Origin of the sequence: Flavobacterium sp., from assembly GCF_031422135.1 — a bacterium.
In the GTDB taxonomy this organism is placed as follows: Bacteria; Bacteroidota; Bacteroidia; order Flavobacteriales; family Flavobacteriaceae; genus Flavobacterium.
In genome coordinates this window covers 1-21,823 of record NZ_JANOQD010000122.1, presented here as the reverse complement: position 1 = coordinate 21,823, position 21,823 = coordinate 1, and the positions used below count along the sequence as shown (strand labels likewise).

General features: G+C 31.7%; 21 protein-coding genes. 15 read left to right on the top strand and 6 right to left on the bottom strand.

Annotated features, from left to right (window positions below; all coding sequences use genetic code 11):
• The 9 genes from RMO70_RS16025 to RMO70_RS15985 all read left to right on the top strand — a co-directional run.
• A partial coding sequence (locus RMO70_RS16025; protein ID WP_310557450.1) for a T9SS type A sorting domain-containing protein occupies positions 1-1,093 on the top strand: 1,093 nt, incomplete at its 5' end.
• A 114-nt stretch (positions 1,094-1,207) separates the two neighbouring features.
• A complete protein-coding gene (gene pyrR / locus RMO70_RS16020) occupies positions 1,208-1,747 on the top strand; it encodes a bifunctional pyr operon transcriptional regulator/uracil phosphoribosyltransferase PyrR (protein WP_310557449.1) in 540 nt (179 codons plus the stop codon).
• 1 nt (position 1,748) lies between these two features.
• Positions 1,749-2,678, top strand: a complete 930-nt coding sequence (locus tag RMO70_RS16015) for an aspartate carbamoyltransferase catalytic subunit (protein ID WP_310557448.1) — start codon at positions 1,749-1,751, stop codon at positions 2,676-2,678.
• A gap of 329 nt (positions 2,679-3,007) precedes the next feature.
• Complete coding sequence (locus RMO70_RS16010; RefSeq protein ID WP_310557447.1) at positions 3,008-3,559, top strand: hypothetical protein; 552 nt, start codon at positions 3,008-3,010, stop codon at positions 3,557-3,559.
• 199 nt (positions 3,560-3,758) lie between these two features.
• A complete protein-coding gene (locus RMO70_RS16005) occupies positions 3,759-4,346 on the top strand; it encodes a Crp/Fnr family transcriptional regulator (protein ID WP_310557446.1) in 588 nt (195 codons plus the stop codon).
• A 67-nt stretch (positions 4,347-4,413) separates the two neighbouring features.
• A complete protein-coding gene (locus RMO70_RS16000) occupies positions 4,414-4,986 on the top strand; it encodes a hypothetical protein (RefSeq protein WP_310557445.1) in 573 nt (190 codons plus the stop codon).
• Positions 4,986-5,783, top strand: a complete 798-nt coding sequence (locus RMO70_RS15995) for a sterol desaturase family protein (RefSeq protein ID WP_310557444.1) — start codon at positions 4,986-4,988, stop codon at positions 5,781-5,783. Before RMO70_RS16000 ends, RMO70_RS15995 begins: the two co-directional genes overlap by 1 nt.
• A 118-nt stretch (positions 5,784-5,901) precedes the next feature.
• Positions 5,902-6,975, top strand: coding sequence for a serine hydrolase (locus RMO70_RS15990; RefSeq protein ID WP_310557443.1), 1,074 nt, complete (start codon positions 5,902-5,904; stop codon positions 6,973-6,975).
• 122 nt (positions 6,976-7,097) lie between these two features.
• Entirely contained in the window at positions 7,098-7,430 is a 333-nt protein-coding gene (locus RMO70_RS15985; RefSeq protein WP_310557442.1) for a ribonuclease Z, read from the top strand.
• 6 nt (positions 7,431-7,436) lie between these two features.
• Here the strand turns inward: RMO70_RS15985 and RMO70_RS15980 are convergent, their stop codons facing one another.
• Genes RMO70_RS15980 through panB form a run of 4 tightly spaced genes read right to left on the bottom strand, consistent with a single transcriptional unit; the run spans position 7,437 to position 11,053 of the window.
• Positions 7,437-8,174: a hypothetical protein gene (locus RMO70_RS15980; protein ID WP_310557441.1), complete on the bottom strand. Its 738-nt coding sequence runs from the start codon at positions 8,172-8,174 to the stop codon at positions 7,437-7,439.
• 14 nt (positions 8,175-8,188) lie between these two features.
• Positions 8,189-9,517, bottom strand: a complete 1,329-nt coding sequence (locus tag RMO70_RS15975) for an aldehyde dehydrogenase (RefSeq protein ID WP_310557440.1) — start codon at positions 9,515-9,517, stop codon at positions 8,189-8,191.
• An 11-nt stretch (positions 9,518-9,528) separates the two neighbouring features.
• On the bottom strand, positions 9,529-10,224 hold the full coding sequence (locus RMO70_RS15970) for an RNA pseudouridine synthase (protein ID WP_310557439.1): 696 nt from the start codon (positions 10,222-10,224) through the stop codon (positions 9,529-9,531).
• Between the two features lie 10 nt (positions 10,225-10,234).
• Positions 10,235-11,053, bottom strand: coding sequence for a 3-methyl-2-oxobutanoate hydroxymethyltransferase (panB, locus tag RMO70_RS15965; RefSeq protein ID WP_310557438.1), 819 nt, complete (start codon positions 11,051-11,053; stop codon positions 10,235-10,237).
• A 127-nt stretch (positions 11,054-11,180) separates the two neighbouring features.
• Here panB and RMO70_RS15960 point away from each other — a divergent pair, with 127 nt between their 5' ends.
• The 4 genes from RMO70_RS15960 (at position 11,181) to RMO70_RS15945 (ending at position 15,791) form a co-directional block, all read left to right on the top strand.
• A complete protein-coding gene (locus RMO70_RS15960) occupies positions 11,181-11,618 on the top strand; it encodes a DUF4440 domain-containing protein (RefSeq protein ID WP_310557437.1) in 438 nt (145 codons plus the stop codon).
• A gap of 92 nt (positions 11,619-11,710) precedes the next feature.
• Complete coding sequence (locus RMO70_RS15955; protein WP_310557436.1) at positions 11,711-14,134, top strand: YfhO family protein; 2,424 nt, start codon at positions 11,711-11,713, stop codon at positions 14,132-14,134.
• Positions 14,131-14,505, top strand: a complete 375-nt coding sequence (gene crcB / locus RMO70_RS15950) for a fluoride efflux transporter CrcB (protein ID WP_310557435.1) — start codon at positions 14,131-14,133, stop codon at positions 14,503-14,505. Before RMO70_RS15955 ends, crcB begins: the two co-directional genes overlap by 4 nt.
• Positions 14,502-15,791, top strand: a complete 1,290-nt coding sequence (locus RMO70_RS15945; RefSeq protein WP_409025100.1) for a glycosyltransferase family 4 protein — start codon at positions 14,502-14,504, stop codon at positions 15,789-15,791. The genes crcB and RMO70_RS15945 overlap by 4 nt, the downstream gene beginning before the upstream one ends.
• Positions 15,792-15,979: 188 nt before the next feature.
• Here RMO70_RS15945 and RMO70_RS15940 read toward each other — a convergent pair whose 3' ends face one another.
• Positions 15,980-16,639, bottom strand: coding sequence for a hypothetical protein (locus tag RMO70_RS15940; protein WP_310557434.1), 660 nt, complete (start codon positions 16,637-16,639; stop codon positions 15,980-15,982).
• Between the two features lie 229 nt (positions 16,640-16,868).
• Between RMO70_RS15940 and RMO70_RS15935 the strand changes: the two genes are divergently transcribed.
• Complete coding sequence (locus tag RMO70_RS15935) at positions 16,869-18,056, top strand: M28 family peptidase (RefSeq protein ID WP_310557433.1); 1,188 nt, start codon at positions 16,869-16,871, stop codon at positions 18,054-18,056.
• A gap of 72 nt (positions 18,057-18,128) precedes the next feature.
• On the opposite strand, the gene uvrA is transcribed toward RMO70_RS15935, so the two are convergent.
• On the bottom strand, positions 18,129-20,918 hold the full coding sequence (gene uvrA, locus RMO70_RS15930; RefSeq protein WP_310557432.1) for an excinuclease ABC subunit UvrA: 2,790 nt from the start codon (positions 20,916-20,918) through the stop codon (positions 18,129-18,131).
• 410 nt (positions 20,919-21,328) lie between these two features.
• Between uvrA and RMO70_RS15925 the strand changes: the two genes are divergently transcribed.
• On the top strand, positions 21,329-21,823 hold a 495-nt coding region (locus tag RMO70_RS15925), incomplete at its 3' end, for a hypothetical protein (protein ID WP_310557431.1).

The window sequence follows — 21,823 nt, the reverse complement described above, 5'->3', positions numbered from 1 at the left end:
GTTTACTCAAAATTTTTGTATTACCGCAAATGGTGTTCACCCAGATTTAGAAGTTACTTTATTACCATTAGAAATTGCCAGACCAGGTTTTGATGCTACTTATAAAATTATTTATAAAAACAAAGGAAATACCACGCAATCGGGAACTGTCAATTTAGTTTTTAACGATGCCGTTTTAGATTTAGTTTTGGCAAATCCTACAACGACAAGTCAAACTGCAAATAATTTATCTTGGGATTTTGTTAATTTAGCTCCATTTGAAACGAGAGAAATTACAGTGATACTCAATGTAAATTCTCCAATGGAAACTCCTGCGGTTAATAGTGGCGATGTATTGAATTATACAGCAACCATTACTTCTCCCGCAACTGATGATTTGCCAAATGATAACACCTTTGAATACAACCAAACGGTAGTGAACTCTTTCGATCCAAATGACAAAACCTGTTTAGAAGGAGCAACAATCACACCAACAAAAGTGGGCGATTATGTGCATTATATGATTCGTTTCGAGAATAATGGTACGGCAAATGCACAAAATATTGTTGTAAAAGATATGATCGATTTGGCTAAATTCGATATCAACTCAATAGTTCCAATAAAAGGAAGCCATTCGTTTGTAACCAATATTAAAGCAGGAAACAAAGTAGAGTTTATCTGCCAAAATATAAATTTGCCTTTCGCTAATGCTACAAACGATGGTTATGTTTCCTTTAAAATAAAAACCAAACCAACATTAGTTTTAGGAAATACGTTTAGCAATTCGGCCAGTATTTATTTTGATTATAATTTTCCAATTGTAACCAATACTGCGACAACAACTATTGCAGTATTAAGCAGACAAGATTTTGTATTCTCAAATTATTTTAGTGTGTATCCAAACCCTGTTTCTGATGTTTTGAATATTACAAGTAAAGAAAGCATTTCAGTAAGTTCAATCAATATATACAATACTTTAGGACAATTAGTTCTTGTAATTCCAAACGCACAAAACACAAAAACAGTTGATGTTTCGAGTTTAACGTCTGGAAATTATTTCATCAAAATAAATTCTGACAAAGGAACATCGAATACAAAGTTTGTAAAAAACTAATGTGTTCAAAAATAAAATGGGATAAGCCTCACAGCAATGTGAGGCTTTTTTTATGCAATAGTATTTTTATTCAAAAAAAAACTTATTTTTGTATTCCAAACACAACAAACTACTATGAGTCAAAAAGTTTTGCTCAATCACAAAGAAGTTACCATCATACTTCATCGTTTGGCCTGTCAGTTAATAGAAAATCATCTCGATTTTAAAAACACTATTTTGATAGGAATTCAGCCTCGTGGAACCCAACTAGCTACTCGTTTGAAAGAAATTTTAGAGACAGAATATCAAATAAAAAATATTGCTTTAGGATTTCTAGATATTACTTTTTTTAGAGACGATTTCCGTCGTGGCGAAAAATCATTAGAAGCCAACAAAACCAAAATTGATTTTCTGGTTGAAGATAAAAAAGTTATTTTTATTGATGATGTGTTGTACACGGGAAGAAGTATCAATGCAGCACTTTCTGCCATACAATCGTTTGGAAGACCAAGTGAAGTAGAACTTTTAGTACTTATCGATAGGCGTTTTAGCCGTCACTTGCCCATACAGCCTGATTATCGTGGTCGTCAAGTTGATGCCATAAATAACGAAAAAGTAGTGGTGAAGTGGAAAGAAACATCAGGTGAAGATTCGGTTGAATTAATAACAATTTAAGATGAAGGAGTTAAGTGTAAATCATTTATTAGGTATCAAATACATCAACGAGAACGATATCAATCTCATTTTTGAAACCGCCGATCATTTTAAAGAAGTTATCAATCGACCTATAAAAAAGGTTCCTTCGCTTCGAGATATTACCATTGCAAATATATTTTTTGAAAACAGTACTAGGACAAAATTATCTTTCGAATTGGCTCAAAAACGACTTTCGGCTGATGTGATTAATTTCGCTGCTTCAAGCTCGTCAGTTACCAAAGGAGAAACGCTTATAGATACTGTAAACAACATTTTAGCAATGAAAGTTGATATGGTTGTGATGCGACACGCTTCTCCTGGAGCTGCTGTTTTTTTGTCAAAAAACGTCAAAGCAAGTATCATTAATGCAGGAGATGGAGCTCACGAACATCCAACTCAAGCCTTGCTCGACGCTTATACTATTCGTGAAAAACTAGGCGATGTGGCTGGTAAAAAAGTTGTGATTGTTGGTGATATTTTGCATTCTAGAGTGGCGCTTTCTAACATATATTCACTACAAAAATTAGGTGCTGAAGTACGAGTTTGCGGTCCGAAAACACTAATTCCAAAGCACATTGAGTCACTTGGAGTTAAAGTAGAAATGAATTTACATAAAGCACTGGTTTGGTGTGATGTAGCTAACATATTGCGAGTTCAGAATGAACGCCTTGATATCAGCTATTTTCCGTCAACACGCGAATATGCTATGCAATATGGTGTGGATAAAAAAATGCTAGATTCTCTCAATAAAGAAATTGTAATTATGCATCCTGGACCTATAAATCGTGGTGTCGAAATCACTTCCGATGTAGCAGATTCCAAACAATCAGTTATCTTAAATCAAGTTGAAAATGGAGTGGCTATTCGAATGGCTGTGACTTATTTATTAGCTTCTAAAATTCAAAAATAAAAGTCTATTGAAATGTATAATAGAGTTTGTTTTCTTTTTTTAGTGACTATTTATGAAAAACATTACTTCATATTTCAAACAAATTGGAATTGACGAAAGAGATCTTGAACAATTCCTATAACTCTTTAAAGTGAAAACGTAAAATCGTTGAGAAACTATTTTGCAAAACGAATAACAGATAACTATGTTTCTTTTTTGAAAAGCGGGATTATTCGTATGGATAATTAATTTATGAAAAACTCATAATGGAATTAATCCAAAGTTAAACGACTTCCGTTATTAGAATTTATGATTTTGAACAAATTACATCACAAAAAAATTAAAAAACTATGAGCAATAACGAAATTGTAATTCCAAAAATAACATTTGACGAAAACGGAAACTTAAAAATAATCGCTTCAGAAACCTCCTCAAAAAATGATTTTGATTTTTATGAAGGCAAATGGAAACTTCAAAATAGAAAATTAAAAATAAAGTTAGAGAACTGTACTGAGTGGATCGAGTTTGAATCAACGCAGGAAATGTATCGAGTATTAAATGGAATTGGCAATATTGACAATTATCTTTCAACTTTTGACGGAGAACCTTTTGAAGGAATGTCTGTTCGTCTTTTTAATCCTATAACTAAATTATGGAGTATTTATTGGGCAGATTCTAATGAAGGAGTTTTGCAACCACCTGTTGTTGGCTCATTTGAAAATGATATTGCCTATTTTTTTACAAAGGACAATTTTAAAGGTAAAGACATTCTAGTTGTATTTCGTTGGGATATTATTGACAAAGAAAATCCAATTTGGAGTCAAGCATTTTCGACAGACAAAGGAGAAACTTGGGAATGGAATTGGTATATGTATTTTAGCAAATTTGATAAAGAATTATAAAATAGCTAAACGAGATAAATCTGCTACCAACAAGTGATTTGGCAATATTTAAGTAGAAGTTTTTCGATGTAACTTTTTGTTATTATCTTTATCATTAGTTTTTAAATTGCGCAATGGTTATGGAAAGGAGATTTTCAAATTACCAAAATCCGCAATCGCTAAACCTTTAACTGATGTGTTTTCCCCACAAATCTCAAAAATGAAAATAGAAAACAATTTGCATCAATTTTTAATTAATGTCACTCCAATTTCTGAGAAAGATTTTGAAAATGGTTTTCAATATTTCAGAAAAATTATACTTAAAAAAGGAGAATATTTTGTAAAAGAAAATACAATTTGTAAGCAAATTGCATTTATAAATTTTGGAAGTTTAAGAATATTTTATTCAAATGAAAATTTAGAAGATACAACTTCTTGTTTTTGTACAGAAAACAATCTTACATCAGCCTATAAAAGTTTTATAGTTCAAGAACCTTCAAAATTAAGCATTCAAGCATTAGAAGAAACTGAATTATGGGTAATTACTTATGATGATTTGCAAAAGTTATATGTTGAAAGTCCGATTTGGGGAAAAATAGGCAGGCTAATTGCCGAAAGAGAATATATAGGAATGGAAAAATACGCATCGGTTTTGAATAATGAAACAGCAAAAATTAAATATTTGAGATTAATGAACGAACAACCTCAAATTATTCAAAAAGTTGCCAATCAATACATCGCATCGTATTTAGGAATAACAAACCGAACTTTGAGTAGAATAAAATTAGAAATCTCTAAAGAAATTTAAGGACAAATGTCCTTTTTCTTAAGAATAAGCATTTATATTTTTGATGAAATAATTTTAACTCTTCAAAATGGAAATTGCTTTTATTATCTCATCAATATTAATTTCACTTTTTGCACTTTTAGCTGTTTACGATGGCTTTTATTTGCATATTTTCAAGTATCAACTCCACAATAATCTCGAAAGTAGATTTGAACATTTCACACATACCATTCGAGCCATATTTTTCCCTGCAATTTTGTATTTTTTGTTTATCAAACAAGATTCCAACACAAGCTTTTTTATAGGAATTAGCATTGTTGTGTTAGATAGTATAGTTTTAGGAATTGACGCATTTTCTGAAACGAATAGCAGAAAATTTATGGGCGGATTACCTCGATGGGAATATATTTTACATCTTTTTGTAAACGGTTTTCATTTCGCATCAATTGCAGTTTTTCTTGCCATTAAAATTAAATTGATAAACAATGAAGTTACTTTGGTTCAAAACTTTGATGGAATTGAAAACCACTCCATCTTTTTATTTATTGTAAAAAATCTTATTCCTGGAGCAATCATAATTGCAATTATTCACGTTGTAACATTATTTGCATCGACTAAAATATATTGGAATAACTTAAGAACAAAGATAACTTGTTGCTAATGATTCATCAAGACACAATAGTTGTAACAACGGTTTTGTTAGGATTTGGGATTCTTGAAGCGATAACTGGAGTTTATGCCAATTCAAAACGAAGAAAAGACGATTGGATTATTGATTTGATAAGTGTTGCACAATTAGCCATTATCATAAAACCATCCATTGTACTTTTAACAAGTTTAATTGCAGCATATTTATTTCCAAATTTTTCTAACGCATTAAGTCATTTGCCAATTTGGATTGGCGTATTGATTGTTTTTATTCCCGACGAATTTTTACACTATTGGTACCACAGAAAAGGTCACGAATGGATATGGTTATGGAACATTCACAAAACACATCATACATCACCCGATATGAATATTGCAGTTTCTTATCGAGAGAATTGGCTGTGGTTTGTGTTAATGCCAAATCTATGGTATTCAGCAACTATGGTGTATTTCGGACTCGGAAAAGCTTATATAATTTCGACAATGATTATTGGAATTATTGATGTAATTACGCACACCAACATAAAATGGGATTCGTTTTTGTACAAACATAAATTTCTAAAACCAATAACTTGGATTTTGGAAAGATTCATAACTTTACCATCAACCCATCACGCACATCACGGTATTGACGTACATTCTACGCCAATGGGAAATTATGCTACAGTTTTAATAATTTGGGATGTTATTTTTAAAACGGCGCATTTTCCGCATCGTTATCCAACTAAATATGGAATACTAAATGACCCAAAAGACAAATGGTATTCTCAACTTTGGTATTATCCGATTTCAAAACGAAATAGAAAATAACACATCAGTTAACTACTGTTATTTTCAAAATTAAAGAATAAGGTAGGAACCCTTTTAAACCTTTATTAAATTTAATTGTCTAACTTTAAAACCAATTATTGATTAAAGAGTATAGTTTATGAAAAATCTAAAATTCCTTTTCCTATTATTATTCCCAATTTTTGGCTGTGAAAAAGATAATGCTGTCGTTATACCTCCTGTTCAAGTAGAATCGATGTATTTTCCATCAAATACTGATACGGCTTGGGAAACAAAATCTCTTGCTAGTTTAGGATGGAATCAAAGTGCTATTCAGCCTTTGAAAGATTATCTAATTGAAAAAAACACAAAATCTTTTATGATTTTAGTGAACGGAAGAATTGTAATGGAAGAGTATTTTGATGATCATACTGCTACTTCCTCTTGGCAATGGAATAGTGCAGGAAAAACTCTCGTTTCAACAACTACAGGAATAGCACAACAAGAAGGTTTACTCAATATTAACAACAAAGTTTCTCAGTACATTGGTACAGGTTGGACAAGTGAAACTTTAGCACAAGAAAACTTAATAACATCAAAAAATCTACTTTCAATGACTTCGGGACTTAATGATGCAAGTAATTTGGTTATAACTTCAAATTTAACCTATTTAGCTGATGCAGGAACAAGATGGTCATATGCAAATGTTTTTCAAAAGTTAATGGATGTTGTAGGAGCAGCAAGTAGTCAAAATTTTGAAGCTTATTTCAATGCTAAACTAAAAAATAAAATAGGAATGGATGGCTTTTGGAATAATGGAATAATATTTAAAATATATAACAGCAATACTCGAAGTATGGCACGGTTTGGACTATTGGCTCTAAATAAAGGAAAATGGAAAAATGAAACAATAATAAACGAAACTTTTTTTAATGAAAGTATCACAACTTCACAAAATATAAATCCATCATATGGGTATTTATGGTGGCTAAATGGTAAACCTAATTATATGGTTCCAGGAGGTCAAACTGTTTATCAAACATCTTTAGTTTCGAATGCTCCTTCGGATATGTATGCAGCAATGGGTGCCGAAGATCAGCGTATTTATGTAATTCCGAGTAAAAATATGGTAATTATAAGAATGGGAGGAGCATCAGATCCAGCGACACCAAATTTTGCATTATCTGGATTTGATAGCGATGTATGGCAAAAAATAAATGCGGTTATAAACTAAATACAGGTTACTAATAAAATGACAAACCTAATCACAAATTTGAAAAGATTATTTTGTTAGTTGTTATGTAAAAGACTAATTCTTTAAGTAAATTAGCTTTTTAAAAAATTAAAAATAATAAAATGAAAGTTGAGCAAAAAGGACATACTATAATTGTAAAAGATACTAAAGGTGATTTAGTACCTTTTTTGGAGAAATTAACCGATGAAATTAATTCATTTAAAAACTCCAATTTAATTATAGATTTATCAATTTCAAAAAATATATTGGTCAAAGATATTTTGTTGTTTTCTGATATTTATAAATTGCATAAAAAAAATAAAAAATCGTTTGTGATTGTTACAAACGATTTTGATTTCAATAGCAATACCAAAAAAATAAGCATTGTGCCTTCACTTCAAGAAGCTCACGACATCATTGAAATGGAAGAAATAGAACGGGATTTAGGGTTTTAGATTGTTTTATGTATTGGATTCTATTTTTTTGAAAACAGTGTAATGCATCGCATACAAGATTGGAAATGTAAAAAACATTCCGACACAACACGCAATCGCTCCTACATAGCCTCCAATAAATCCAATAATTGTTAAAATCAGAATAGTAACAAAGTTATTACTCATATGATTTATACTGTATTTTATAGCATCAATAGCATTTAGATCTTTAAAAATAATGGCTGGAATGCATACAAATGTTAATACGGAAACAACTAACGAAAGAAGCATACCAATAATTCCTGCGGTAAATTCAGGAAGTATAAGTCCTAAACAATGATTTATTGTGACACTAAAAATGGAAAGAATGAGGGTTAACACGACCAATTGTCCATAATACTTGCTATTTACATAACTAAAAAAAGTTTTAAAATTAACTTCTTCCTCTTGGTCAGCTTGTTGCATCATTTTGATTAAACCAGCATTGAATGGAGCAATTAGAATTCCAAAAGCAAGCACTATTCCATAATAAATTAGAATGCCTTCTGTGGATAAATTTTTAGGATTAAAATCTTTCATTGATTCGGAAAAAGTTTTTAAATCTGTAAATGATGCGATTGCAATAAAAGCAAAAGCACAAACAATAGCGATTATTGTCATAAATGCTAAACCGCATTGTAAAGCTCCTTTTTTATAGGTTTCAAAGGATTCGTTTATGCAATCTCCTAGGTCAATATTTTTGTTGGTTTTATTTAATTCTTCCATTTTTATTTAATTTGCTATAGCCAGTTTAGTACTTTTTTGATGTATTTTAGTTTATTTCCATAAGGTGCGTAACGCAATGGAATATCAATCCAAGTTGGTTTTTTTACTACCGATTTTTTGTGTGAAAAGATGTCAAAACTCAATCTTCCATGATACGCTCCCATTCCAGAATGTCCAACACCTCCAAATGGTAATCGGCTGTTTGCTAAATGTACTAAAGTATCATTAACACAGCCACCTCCGAACGAGAATTTTGCTAATGTTTCGTCTATAAATGAGGTGTTTTCTGAAAAAATATAAAAAGACAAAGGCTTTTCGTAACTGTTAATTATCGTCTCGATTTCTTGTTTGGTTTGGTATGAAATAATGGGCAGGATTGGACCAAAAATTTCTTCTTGCATTACAGCACTTTTCAGACCTGGTTCGTCGAGTAGTGTAGGAGCGAGGTAAAAAGTATCTCTGTTGGATTGGCCTCCAAAAAGTATTTTTTGATTTTCAAGTAATCGAATTTGACGTTCCCAGTTTTTAAGATTTATAATTCTTGCAAAATCAGTTGATTCTTCTGGATTTTCTCCCAATGCATTAGAGATTTCGGTTTTTAGCAACCCAACAAACTTGTTTTTTACTTTTTGATGTACTAAAAGATAATCGGGAGCAACACAAGTTTGTCCTGCATTGATGATTTTTCCCCAAATAATGCGTTTTGCTGCCACTTCTAAATTAGCAGTTTCGTCAACAATACAAGGACTTTTCCCACCTAATTCTAATGTTACTGGTGTTAGGTTTTCGGCGGCGATTTTGGCAATAATTTTTCCAACAGGAACGCTTCCCGTAAAAAATATGTAATCCCAACGTTGTTTTAATAACTCTTGTGCCATTCCAACATCGCCAAGAATTGCCACAACGTGTTTGTTGTCAAAGGTTTCTCTAACTATTTTAGTAATGATTGATGAAGTATGTGGAGTAAGTTCTGATGGTTTTAAAGTCACTTTATTTCCAGCAGCTACCGCAGCTATTAGTGGACACAAAGCCAATTGATATGGATAATTCCAAGGCGAGATAATCAAAACATTTCCATAAGGCTCACTATAAATATAATCAGTAGACGGAAAATTTAAAATTGATGGAAAAACACGTTTGGGTTTTGACCATTTAGTTATGTTTTTTATAGTTTCTTTCAAATCCGAGATGACATAATTGGTTTCTGTTAAAACGGCTTCAAATCCGGGTTTTTTGAAATCTTTGTGCAAAGCTTCTACTATTTCATCTTCGTATTTGATGATTGTTTTTAATAGTTTCTTTAAAGTCTCTTTTCGGAAATTTATGTTGTTTTTGAATTTCATTTTTAAATGTATTAAATGGCTTTCCAAACTACTTCGTCAGGAACAAGTGCAATAATTTCAATATTTTCTTTAGAAACGGGATGTGTGAAAACAAGCTTTCTCGCATGAAGATGTATTCCTCCATCAGGATTACTTCGATCAAAACCATATTTCAAATCGCCTTTTATTGGACATCCAATTGCTGCTAATTGTGCTCTGATTTGATGATGACGTCCAGTGTGCAAATTTATTTCTAAAGCAAAGTAATTGTTTAACTCTTTGATGATTTTATAATCTAAAGAGGCTAATTTGCTTTCGGGAACTTCTTTGATATGCGCTTTGGAAGTATTGTTTTTCTCGTTTCTTTTTATAAAATGAACCAGTTTATCTTCGTTTTTAGCGGGCTTATTTTTTACAACTGCCCAATATGTTTTTTGAGTTTCCCGACTGCTAAACATTTCATTCATACGAGTCAAAGCCTTGCTTGTTCTAGCAAAAACAACAATCCCAGTTGTGGGTCTGTCCAAACGGTGAATAACTCCAAGAAAAACTTCTCCAGGTTTATTGTATTTTTCTTTAATATATTCTTTGACTACTTCTGATAGAGGTTTGTCACCTGTTTTATCGCCTTGTACAATGTCTCCCACACGTTTGTTAATCACAATAATATGATTGTCCTCGTGTAGGATTTGAAGGTTGTTTTTTGTAGATACAATTTTTTCTGCCATCAATATTTACTTAATATTGCTCATTGGCATTAGGGAAATCGACTGCTTTTACATCAGAAACATATTGTCCAATGGCTTTTGTCATATCTTCATATAAATTCATATAACGGCGCAGAAATCTTGGGCTGAACTCGTGCGTCATTCCAATCATATCATGAAGTACCAAAACCTGTCCATCAACGCCACTTCCCGCTCCAATACCAATAACAGGAATCGAAATACTTTGTGCTACTTTTGCCGCTAATTCCGCGGGTATTTTTTCTAAAACCAATGCAAAGCAACCAATTCGTTCTAATAATTTAGCATCTTCTAATAGTTTTTCGGCTTCTTCTTCTTCTTTGGCACGAACGGTATAGGTTCCAAATTTATATATGGATTGTGGTGTCAAGCCCAAATGTCCCATAACAGGAATTCCAGCATTTAATATTTTTTTGATAGAGGCTGCAATTTCGCTTCCACCTTCTAATTTTACAGCGTGTCCGCCACTTTCTTTCATAATTCTAATGGACGATCGTAATGCCTCTTTTGGATCCGATTGATACGTTCCAAAAGGTAAATCAACTACAATCAATGCTCTTTCGCAAGCTCTTACAACACCTGAAGCGTGGTAAATCATTTGATCTAATGTTATCGGTAATGTCGTTTCATGTCCTGCCATTACATTACTTGCTGAATCTCCCACAAGAATCACATCCACTCCAGACGAATCCACAATTTTTGCCATCGTATAATCGTATGCTGTTAACATTGAAATTTTCTCACCATTTGTTTTCATATCAAACAGTGATTTTGTAGTAATTCTTTTGTAATCTTTTTTTGCTACAGACATAAAGGTTTTAGATTTTAGTTTTCTAAATTTTGATTTTCGATTTGTAAAAATACTAAAATTGTTTTTAAAGCCATTAAAAATCAAGTTAATGTAGTAACTTTATATTATGGTTTTTAAAAATATATTTATGAAAAAAGTATTATCAATTGGTTTGTTATTTTTTATTGTTCAATTAAATGCTCAAAATCAGGAAGTTCAAAAAGTTATTGAAAATTTCTTTGAAGCATTCCACGCCAAAGACACCACAAAATTAAGAGCCTATTGCTCCGAAAATATGATTATGCAATCCATAACTGAGAATACTAAAGGAAACAAATTTACGGAAGAAACAATGGAAGGATTCTTTAATTCCTTAGCTAAAATACCACATACCATAGGTTTTGAAGAAAAAATTCTCAGTTTTATTATTCAAGTTGATGGAACAATGGCAAATGTGTGGACACCTTATGAATTTTATATGAATGGAAAATTGCAACACAGTGGTGTAAACTCCTTTCAATTGTATAAAGATGATGGATTTTGGAAAATCATATATTTTATTGACACGAGACGAAAAAAAGTATGATTTTACAGATTACAGTAGGAATCATAATTGTGTCTTTTCAAAAACCTAAAATTTTCTTACCTTCACGCCCTATTTAGATTAATTTTTCATTTATGAATCAGTTGAAGCGTTTTTATCCACACCTATTAGCCGTTTTAGGCTTTGTTTTAGTTTCCCTAATTTATTTCTACCCTGTTTTACAAGGCAAAAAAATTCAGCAACAAGATATTGTTCAATATACGGCAATGGCCAAAGAACAAAATGATTTTCGAGCTGCCAATAATACCGAACCATATTGGACAAATAGTGCTTTTGGTGGAATGCCAACGTATCAATTGGGTGCTAATTATCCGCACAATTATATTAAAAAATTAGATTATTTAATTCGGTTTTTGCCTCGTCCTGCCGATTATATGTTTTTGTATTTCATTGGATTTTATGTACTATTGTTAGTATTGAAAGTCAATCCATTGAAAGCTTTTTTTGGAGCCATAGCCTTTGGATTTTCAACCTATTTAATTATAATTATTGGAGTGGGACATAATGCAAAAGCTCACGCTATAGGGTATATGCCTTTGGTTTTGGCGGGTGTTTTATTAGTCTTTCAACGCAAAAAATACATTTTAGGAGGATTGCTCACTTTGATTGCGGTAGCATTGGAAATTAATGCCAATCACTTCCAAATGACTTATTATTTATTAATTTTATTACTTATCATTACGGCTTATTTTGTATATGATGCCATTAAAAACAAAGAAATTAAATCATTGTTGTATGGTTTTGGAACTCTCGCTATTGCTGGTATTTTCGCTTTGGGTGCTAATGCTACTAGTTTGTTAGCAACTTCGGAATATGCCAAAGAAAGTAATCGTGGAAAAAACGATTTAAGATACAATGCTGATGGTTCAAAAAATACAGAAGTCAATGCTATTGGTTATGATTATATTACCGCTTATAGTTATGGTATTTCCGAAAGTTTTAATTTGATATCTCCACGAATTTTTGGTGGCTCTAATTTTGAAAACGTAGGCACAAATTCTGCTATTTATGAGTTTGCCATTGCCAACAGTGTTCCGCAAGATCAAGCCAAAGAAATGGTAAAGGAAATTCCAACCTATTGGGGCGATCAGCCTGGAGTTTCTGCACCAGCCTATATTGGTGCTGTGGTATTCTTTATGGCAGTCTTGGCTCTTTTTTGTGATAACAGAAAAATAAAATACGCATTTTTAATAGGTTCATTAGTTTCTTTAATGCTTTCTTGGGGAAAAAATTTCCCACTAGTAACCCACTTTTTTATTGACTATGTTCCGATGTACAATAAGTTCAGGGCTGTTTCCTCGATTCAGGTTTTACTAGAATTGTGTATGCCATTATTAGCCATTATGGGATTTCAATCATTTTTTGCATTAGAAAATGATAAAAAATGGAGTAATTTATGGAAAGCAGCGACAGTAAGTTTGGGTCTTGTCGTTTTATTGTTTTTGTTTAAAGGGAGTTTCAGTTTTGTAGGTGGAAATGACGCCTACTGGATGGAAACCTACGGTCCAGAATTTATGGACGCCCTCAAAGCGGACAGAAAATCAATATACAATGCTGATTTGTTACGTTCTGCCTTTTTTATGGTTTTAGTATTTGGGGCTTTTTGGTTGGCTATTAAAAATACTATTTCACAGAAAGTAGCAGTAATTTTTATAGGATTGTTAATGGTTTCCGACTTGTTTTTTGTTGGAAAAAATTATGTCGATAGTACAGCGTTTGTAAAAGCTAGTGAAGTTGAAGTTCCTTTTGAGGCAACTCCAGTCGATGAAGCCATTTTGAAAGACAAATCACATTATCGTGTTTTTGAAGTTTCAGAAAATGCTTTGATGGATCCTAGAGCTTCTTATTTTCATAAGTCTATTGGTGGTTATAGTGCTGTAAAACCAAAAAGAATGGAACAATTATTCGACTATCATATTGTCAAGAATAATATGGAAGTATTGAATATGCTAAATGTTAAGTATTTAATTCAAACCGACGAAAAAGGCAATCAAATGCCAATAGAAAATACGCAAACGAATGGAAACGCTTGGTTTGTTAAAAATTTGAAATTGGTAAACACAGCGGATGAAGAGATGAAAGCATTGGATAAATTGGATTCTAAAAATGTAGCTGTTTTAAATAGAAAAGATTTCCCGAACATCAATGTAAAATCAACAATCGATAACAATTCGGCTTCGATAAAATTAACCAGTTACAAAGCCAATCATTTAAAATACTCCTCAAACAATGCCAGTAATGGTTTAGCCGTTTTTTCTGAAATGTATTATAAAAATGGTTGGAATGCCTACATTGATGGTAAATTGCAAGAACACTTTAGAGTAAATTATGCCATACGAGGATTATTAATCCCAGCAGGGAAGCATGCTGTAGAATTCAAATTTGAACCACAAGTAGTCAAAACCGGAAGTTTGATTTCGTTATTTAGTTTTATTGGAATTTTAATTTTATTAGGTTTTGGTATTTATTATGAAATGAAAGGTAAAAAGGATAATTGAAAACCATAATTTATATAGCAATTGGAGGTGGATTAGGTAGCGTTTTGCGATATGTAACTACTATTTTTGTAACTAAATATGCAAGTTCAAATTTTCCATATGCTACTTTTTTAACTAATGTTCTTGGATGTTTGTTAATTGGTTTATTTTTTGGCTATTTTGAAAAGCAAAATACTATTTCACAAGATTTAAAATTCTTCTTGATTACAGGTTTTTGTGGAGGATATACTACTTTTTCGGCGTTTTCGAACGAAAATATTCAACTTTTGCAAACCAATCAATTTTTTACAGCAATTCTATACATTACTTTGAGTGTTTTTATAGGGTTATTAGCAACTTGGGTTGGATTATTTTTAGTAAAATCAATATGAAAAAGGTATTAATAATCACGTATTATTGGCCTCCAGCTGGTGGGCCAGGAGTGCAACGTTGGTTGAAATTTGTGAAATATTTGCCTGATTTTGATATTACTCCAATAGTTTATATTCCTGAAAATCCTACATATCCTATTATTGACAATGGTTTGCTTGATGAAATTCCAGAAAACTGTACCATTTTAAAACAAAAAATAATAGAACCTTATGGTTTAGCTTCTTTTTTTTCGATGAAAAATTCCAAAGGAATTAGTTCAGGGATTATTCCAAATCAAAAAAAACAAAGTTTTTTGCAAAAAATATTGCTTTGGGTTCGTGGTAATGTTTTTATTCCAGACGCCAGAATTTTGTGGGTAAAGCCTTCTGTAAATTATTTGTCAAAATACATTCAAGAAAATAATATTGATATCATTGTTACTACTGGACCACCCCATAGTTTACATTTGATAGGATTGCGACTCAAGCGACAATCGAATATAAAATGGATGGCTGATTTCAGGGATCCTTGGACAACGATTGGATATCATAAATCATTAAAACTGTCTAGTTTTGCTGAAAACAAACATAAAAAATTAGAACGCCAAGTTTTGAATACTGCGGATGTGATTATAGTAACTAGTCCAACAACCAAAGTTGAATTTCAAACCATAACCAACAAACCAATTGAAATAATTACTAATGGGTATGATGTTGAAAGTATTGGAAAAATTACACTAGATGCAAAATTTACTTTGGCACACATTGGTTCCTTTTTATCCGATAGAAATCCTAGAATTTTATGGGAAGTTTTAAAAGAATTGAATCTTGAAATTACTGATTTTGCTTCTCATTTTGAGTTGAAACTGATTGGTAAAGTGAGTCAAGAGGTTTTAGACTCGATATCGGATTTTGATCTGAATAAGTATGTGAACAATTTAGGTTACCTTTCTCACAATGAAGCTATTGAACATCAAAGAAAGTCTCAAGTTTTGTTACTAATTGAAATAGATTCTGAAGTTACCAAAAGTATTATTCCTGGCAAATTGTTTGAATATATGGTTTCTGAAAGGCCTATCGTTGCTATAGGTCCAAAGGGTTCTGATTTTGAATCGATTCTAACCGAAACCAATACTGGAATATTTTGTAATTATGACGAAAAAGAGAAGTTGAAAGCTAAAATTTTAGACTTTTATGCCTTATACTTGGATAAAAAATTGAAAGTAAATGCTATTGGTTTAGAAAAATATTCTAGGAAGAGTTTAACTCAAAAACTTTCTGAAATTGTTTTGGAAACGATTGTTTAAATCTTGTTTTAGGTTTCTTTTTAGCCCTGATGGCAGTGGAAATCCTTTTCTTTTTTTTCTTTAAAAAAAGAAAAGATTGTAACGAACAGCAGGATTAGCTCCAAAAAAAACTCCAATATCATTGCTAATACTGGAGTCTAACATAAACAAACCAACCTAACCAAATTTATATGTAACCAGCATATAAACTATCTTTTATTATTGTCTTCGATGGTGGTATCACCGTCGTTTTTTTCTTGTTTTTCAATTTTGGCTTTTGAGCCATCTTGTTTGTAATAATAATAATCGTCATTGTTCTGATTTGAACTATTATTATCATACTGGTTGTTATGGTTTCCTCCATAGTTCCCGTAATGATAACCTGAACGATTTGCTTTTACGTTACCAAACATATCGATTATTTGACCTCTTCGATCGTATACGATTCGCAATCCACCTACTTGTGAAAGCGCAAAACGGTTGTATTTCATATATACAGTTCCAATGCGGCTTACTCTATCGTTAAAATCATAGTTTATAAAGGTATTTCCAACCCTACGAACTCTACCGAAGCTATCGTGTTCGATACGAACACCATAATTTACTGGATTTCTTTCGACAGTTACTGAACCTCTTTTGTTTGCGGTTTTGTAATAATATTCGCCTTCAGAATCTTGTGGTCTAGTATTAAAGTCGAATTCACCATTTGGGAATACAAAAAACTCAATGCCACGTTCTGTGAATGCAATAGGTTCGTCAAAATTGAATCTTGCTATTGTTGTGTTGTCAGAAAAAACAGGGTTTTCTGACGCATTTGCCATACTTCCTACCAGGAAGATGCTGGCTACTAAAAGAGTAAATTTTTTCATAATACATTAATTTTATTTTGCGCCTACTCTAACAATTTTTGGCTTCCTTGAACAAGCAAAATAACTTGTTGTTTTGGTATATCCAATTTGCGTGCCAAAAAAATAAAAATTAAAAGTTTACTTTTAATCAAAAAACATAAACAAATGATAATTAAGCGTATAATGATTAATTTTTAATTTGTTTTTTTTATTTTGTAAATTTGTTTCTTTAAAAACTTACTACCTAATTATGAAAAAAAATACTTTGTCCTTATTTATTATATTTAGCTTTTTTGGTGAAATAAATGCACAGACCTTTATACCTGAATACAATAATGTAGCCAATCAAGTAACACAAACTAATATTACTAATTATTTGACTGAATTTGAAGGATTGGGTGTTAAAAGAAGAGGGACAGCTTCATTAACCAACACTCTTAATTGGATTAAAAACAAATATTTAAGTTACGGATACACAAACACTCAACTTTTTGAGGACACTTATACCTATTCTGGATCAACCGCAGCGGTAAAAAATTTGATACTTACCAAAGTAGGAACCGTTTATCCAAACACATTTGTGATAGTTTGTGCTCATTATGACTCCATAGTTGGAACAGGAACAAACGATAATGGAAGTGGAACGACTATTTTATTAGAAATGGCTCGATTAATGAAAAATATTCCAACAGAATATTCCATAAAATTTATTAATTTTTCAGGAGAGGAAGATGGTTTGCAAGGAAGTCAGCATTATGTATCATCAGTAGTAAATGCAACTAATCCGAAAATGAATATTAAATTAGTTTTTAATATTGATGAAGTAGGAGGAGTGGCTGGAATGACAAATAATACCATTACTTGCGAAAGAGATACTGGTATTCCAACCACAAATAACGCAGCATCAAACACCATAACAAATGAATTAATTACTTGCGTAGATTTGTACTCAACATTAAATACTTTTTTAAGCTATGCATACGCTTCAGATTATATGCCATTTGAAGATAATAATGAAGTGATAACAGGTTTTTTTGAAAAAAATGAATCAATTCACAGGCATACGGCTACTGATTTATTAGTAAATATGGATCCAGTGTATGTTTACAATATTGCAAAAGCAGGTATTGGTTCTTTATTGCATTTTGCTGTTGCTAATGTAGCAGCATTGTCAACTTCTGAGTTCAATTCGGATTATCAAGTTAGTTTTTTTCCTAATCCAACTAAAGAATTTTTAACTATTAATTTAGGTATTTTAAGCGAAAAAGAATACCAGTTTCAATTAATTGATACAAACGGAAAAGTAGTTCTTGAGAAATTAATTACAAATCCAAATCAGCTAGAAAAAATCAATATTAGCGATTTTGCTAAAGGGATTTACTTAGCAAAATTGAACGCAATCAACAAAAAAATAAGTAAAAAAATTGTAATAGAATAAATGTTAAACTCAATTAATTTAGGATCTCAAATTTATAAACTAGCTTTTAGTTTATAAATTTGAGATTTTTATTTATAACTTCTCCTTCAAATACTTTCCAGTTATTGATTTTTTGTTTTTTACAATTTCCTCTGGAGTTCCTATTGCTAAAATTTGCCCACCATTTTCGCCACCTTCTGGACCTAAGTCAATTACCCAATCGGCACATTTTATCATATCCAGATTATGTTCGATGACAATAATAGAATGTCCTTTTTCAATTAAAGCATTAAACGATTTTAGTAGTTTTTGAATATCGTGAAAATGCAATCCTGTGGTAGGTTCGTCAAAAACAAACAAAGCTTTTTCTTTGGTAGCTCCTTTTACTAGAAAAGTTGCCAGTTTAATTCGTTGTGCTTCGCCTCCAGAAAGTGTTGACGATGATTGTCCTAATTGCACATAACCCAATCCTACATCTTGCAAGGGTTGTAGTTTTTGTGAAATTTTAGTTTGTTTAGTTTCTATAAAAAATGTCAATGCATCATCGATAGTCATTGTTAAAATATTATCGATATTTTTACCTTCAAAAGTTACTTCGAGTACTTCTTTCTTGAAACGTTTTCCGTTACACGTTTCACAAGGCAAGGAAACATCGGCCATAAAAACCATTTCTACATTTATGGAACCTTCGCCTTTGCAAGTCTCGCAACGACCACCATCTACATTAAAAGAAAAATGTTTGGCTTGATAACCACGATTTTTTGATAGTTTTTCTTTAGCATATAATTCTCTGATATCGTCGTAAGCCTTGATATAAGTCACTGGATTTGAACGGGAACTTCTCCCAATTGGGTTTTGATCTACATATTCTATATGTTGAATTTTGTGATAAAAACCTCGCATATCACTAAATTGCCCTGCTTTTTCTCCTATACCATCAATCTTTTTCTGTAATGCAGGAAATAGAATTTTCTTAACTAAAGTACTTTTACCAGAGCCTGAAACTCCCGTAATTACAGTAAGCATTTCTAATGGAAATTTGACATCTACATTTTGTAAATTATTTTCACGAGCACCTAGTATTTCTATATAAGTCGAAGATTTTCGTCTTGTTTTAGGAACGGATATTTCTAACTCACCATTCAAATATTGAGCCGTTAAAGAAGTTGATTTCAATATTTCTTCAAAAGTCCCTTGAGCAACCAATTCGCCACCAAAAGTTCCAGCTTCAGGACCAATATCGATAATCATATCAGCAGCTTTCATAATATCCTCGTCATGTTCGACCACAATAACTGTATTTCCCAAGTCACGTAGAGAAATCAGGACTTGAATTAGCTTCTCGGTATCTTTTGGATGCAAACCAATACTCGGCTCGTCTAGAATATACATCGAACCAACAAGTGAACTTCCTAATGAAGTTGCCAAGTTAATTCGTTGTGATTCACCTCCAGAAAGTGTTGCCGAGTTTCTATTTAATGTCAAATAATCCAACCCTACTTCTTGTAAGAAGGACAATCGGTTATTAATTTCTATTAAAAGACGTTTGGCAACTTTGGAATCGTAATCGGATAGTTTTAAATCTTTGAAAAATAAAACGGTATTTTTTATGGATAAATCGACCAAATCAGGCAATGTTTTTCCGCCTACTTTAATATTATATACTTCTTGACGAAGGCGTTTTCCTTTGCAAGTATGGCATTTTGTTTTACCACGATAGCGAGAAAGCATCACTCTGTTTTGAATTTTATAATTTTTTTCTTCTAATTCTTTGAAAAAATCATTCAGACCTTGAAAATATTTGTTGCCTTTCCAAACCACTTCTTTTTGTGCTTCAGACAATTCAAAATAGGGCTTATGCACTGGAAAATCAAACTTATGGCTGTGATTAACTAACTCGTCACGAAACCAACCCATACTTTCACCACGCCAAGGAAATATTGCATTTTCATAAACTGATAGTGCTGTATTTGGGATTACTAATTCTTCATCAATCCCAATAATATTGCCATAACCATCGCAAACAGGACAAGCACCATAAGGATTGTTAAAACTGAATAAATGTACGTTAGGTTCTAAAAATTGCAAACCATCTAATTCAAAATTAGCACTATAACTGAATTTTTTATTCGAATTCACTTCTTGTAAATAACAAATTCCTTTGCCTTCATAAAAAGCAGTTTGAACAGAATCTGCCAATCTATTGAAAAAATCTTCGTCGTCTTTGACTACAATTCTGTCAATAATAAGTAAAATATCTTTATTATCTAATGTATGTTCATCGATAGAATCTAAACGAATCATTTCATTTTTAACCAAAATACGAGCGAAACCTTGTTGCAATAGCACTTTTAGTTTGTCTTCCAGTTTTCTGCCTTCTTCCAGATGAATAGGAGCAAGGAGTAACCATTTAGACTCAATTTCGAATGTTTTAACTTCATTAATAACATCGGAAACCGTGTTTTTTTTGACTTCTAAACCAGAAATAGGTGAAATGGTTTTGCCAATTCGAGCATATAGTAACTTTAAATAATCATAAATTTCTGTCGATGTTCCAACTGTAGAACGAGCATTGGTTGTGTTTACTTTTTGTTCTATGGCAATGGCTGGCGCAATTCCTTTGATATATTCAACTTTTGGTTTGTCTAATCGTCCAAGAAATTGTCGTGCATAACTTGATAAACTTTCTACATAACGACGTTGTCCTTCGGCATACAAAGTATCAAATGCCAAAGAAGATTTTCCTGATCCTGAAAGACCTGTTATTACTACTAATTTGTTTCTGGGAATGGCAACATCAAGGTTTTTCAAATTATGAATTTGAGCCCCTTTTATAATAATATTTTTTTTAGGTTCTAGCTTCGAAATATCTTGAGGAATCATATAAAAAGTCAATTTTCACAAAGGTAATTAATTCTGTGTTGACAAATGTTAAAGATGTAAAACTAATAATTTTATGTTATTTAAATATTTTTTATTAATTTAATAATTTTTCATTTGAATTTTTATATAAATGCTAATTTCATCTCTTTTTTATTTTATAAATGGATATTTAGCATTAAAATAAACTTCGCAAACGTAATAGTTACCCATTCATAACCACAACATTTATGGATATTGTTTTTATTCATTGGTCTTATTTACTTTTTGTTAACTCTTGAATGCGTTGATAATAGTATCCTAATCAATGTAAATTCGTACTAATATTTTCGGTATAGTTTTTATATACTTTCAATTTAATGATTTCTTTACAAACAATCCTAAATTTGATAATATTAAATAATCAAAATATTATGAAAAAAATTACACTATTCATTTTCCTAGCTTTTATTACGTTAGGATATTCTCAACAACAACAATATAATTTGGGATTTGAGCCAGCAACTCCTTCAGGGATTGCTCCAGTTTGGTTTACTTTTGACAGTGGTGCTCCAGTGGCAGAAATAGTTACTAATCCAGATCCTGATGGAACTAATACATCTGCTACAACCAAAGTATTAAAAGTGGTTATGGGGCCCGGAAATGCTTTCTATGCAGGAGTTAATAATAGGTATCAAGATGCTGCTTTTGGTACTTGGAAAATAGATGCTGCTGTACCTAGTAATCTTACTATCACAATGGATGTAAATAAAAATTATGTAGGAACTGTTGGAATACAAATGATTACAAACACTGGTGCTAGTACATTTCAAATAGTCAATCAAAATGTTGGCAATACTGTTGTAGATCAATGGCAAACACTTAGCTGGACTCTTCCAGCTATACCACCAACGTTAGAAACTAATATT

Excerpts from the sequence above, each read along its gene's own strand:
- uvrA (WP_310557432.1), bottom strand. The coding sequence starts at position 20,918 with ATGATTCCTCAAGATATTTCGAAGCTAGAACCTAAAAAAAATATTATT.
- panB (WP_310557438.1), bottom strand. The coding sequence starts at position 11,053 with ATGTCTGTAGCAAAAAAAGATTACAAAAGAATTACTACAAAATCACTG.
- RMO70_RS16010 (WP_310557447.1), top strand. The coding sequence starts at position 3,008 with ATGAGCAATAACGAAATTGTAATTCCAAAAATAACATTTGACGAAAAC.
- RMO70_RS16015 (WP_310557448.1), top strand. The coding sequence starts at position 1,749 with ATGAAGGAGTTAAGTGTAAATCATTTATTAGGTATCAAATACATCAAC.
- RMO70_RS16000 (WP_310557445.1), top strand. The coding sequence starts at position 4,414 with ATGGAAATTGCTTTTATTATCTCATCAATATTAATTTCACTTTTTGCA.
- RMO70_RS15975 (WP_310557440.1), bottom strand. The coding sequence starts at position 9,517 with ATGAAATTCAAAAACAACATAAATTTCCGAAAAGAGACTTTAAAGAAA.
- RMO70_RS15990 (WP_310557443.1), top strand. The coding sequence starts at position 5,902 with ATGAAAAATCTAAAATTCCTTTTCCTATTATTATTCCCAATTTTTGGC.
- RMO70_RS15945 (WP_409025100.1), top strand. The coding sequence starts at position 14,502 with ATGAAAAAGGTATTAATAATCACGTATTATTGGCCTCCAGCTGGTGGG.
- RMO70_RS15970 (WP_310557439.1), bottom strand. The coding sequence starts at position 10,224 with ATGGCAGAAAAAATTGTATCTACAAAAAACAACCTTCAAATCCTACAC.
- RMO70_RS16005 (WP_310557446.1), top strand. The coding sequence starts at position 3,759 with ATGAAAATAGAAAACAATTTGCATCAATTTTTAATTAATGTCACTCCA.
- RMO70_RS15995 (WP_310557444.1), top strand. The coding sequence starts at position 4,986 with ATGATTCATCAAGACACAATAGTTGTAACAACGGTTTTGTTAGGATTT.
- RMO70_RS15980 (WP_310557441.1), bottom strand. The coding sequence starts at position 8,174 with ATGGAAGAATTAAATAAAACCAACAAAAATATTGACCTAGGAGATTGC.
- pyrR (WP_310557449.1), top strand. The coding sequence starts at position 1,208 with ATGAGTCAAAAAGTTTTGCTCAATCACAAAGAAGTTACCATCATACTT.
- RMO70_RS15940 (WP_310557434.1), bottom strand. The coding sequence starts at position 16,639 with ATGAAAAAATTTACTCTTTTAGTAGCCAGCATCTTCCTGGTAGGAAGT.
- RMO70_RS15935 (WP_310557433.1), top strand. The coding sequence starts at position 16,869 with ATGAAAAAAAATACTTTGTCCTTATTTATTATATTTAGCTTTTTTGGT.
- RMO70_RS15955 (WP_310557436.1), top strand. The coding sequence starts at position 11,711 with ATGAATCAGTTGAAGCGTTTTTATCCACACCTATTAGCCGTTTTAGGC.
- RMO70_RS15985 (WP_310557442.1), top strand. The coding sequence starts at position 7,098 with ATGAAAGTTGAGCAAAAAGGACATACTATAATTGTAAAAGATACTAAA.
- RMO70_RS15960 (WP_310557437.1), top strand. The coding sequence starts at position 11,181 with ATGAAAAAAGTATTATCAATTGGTTTGTTATTTTTTATTGTTCAATTA.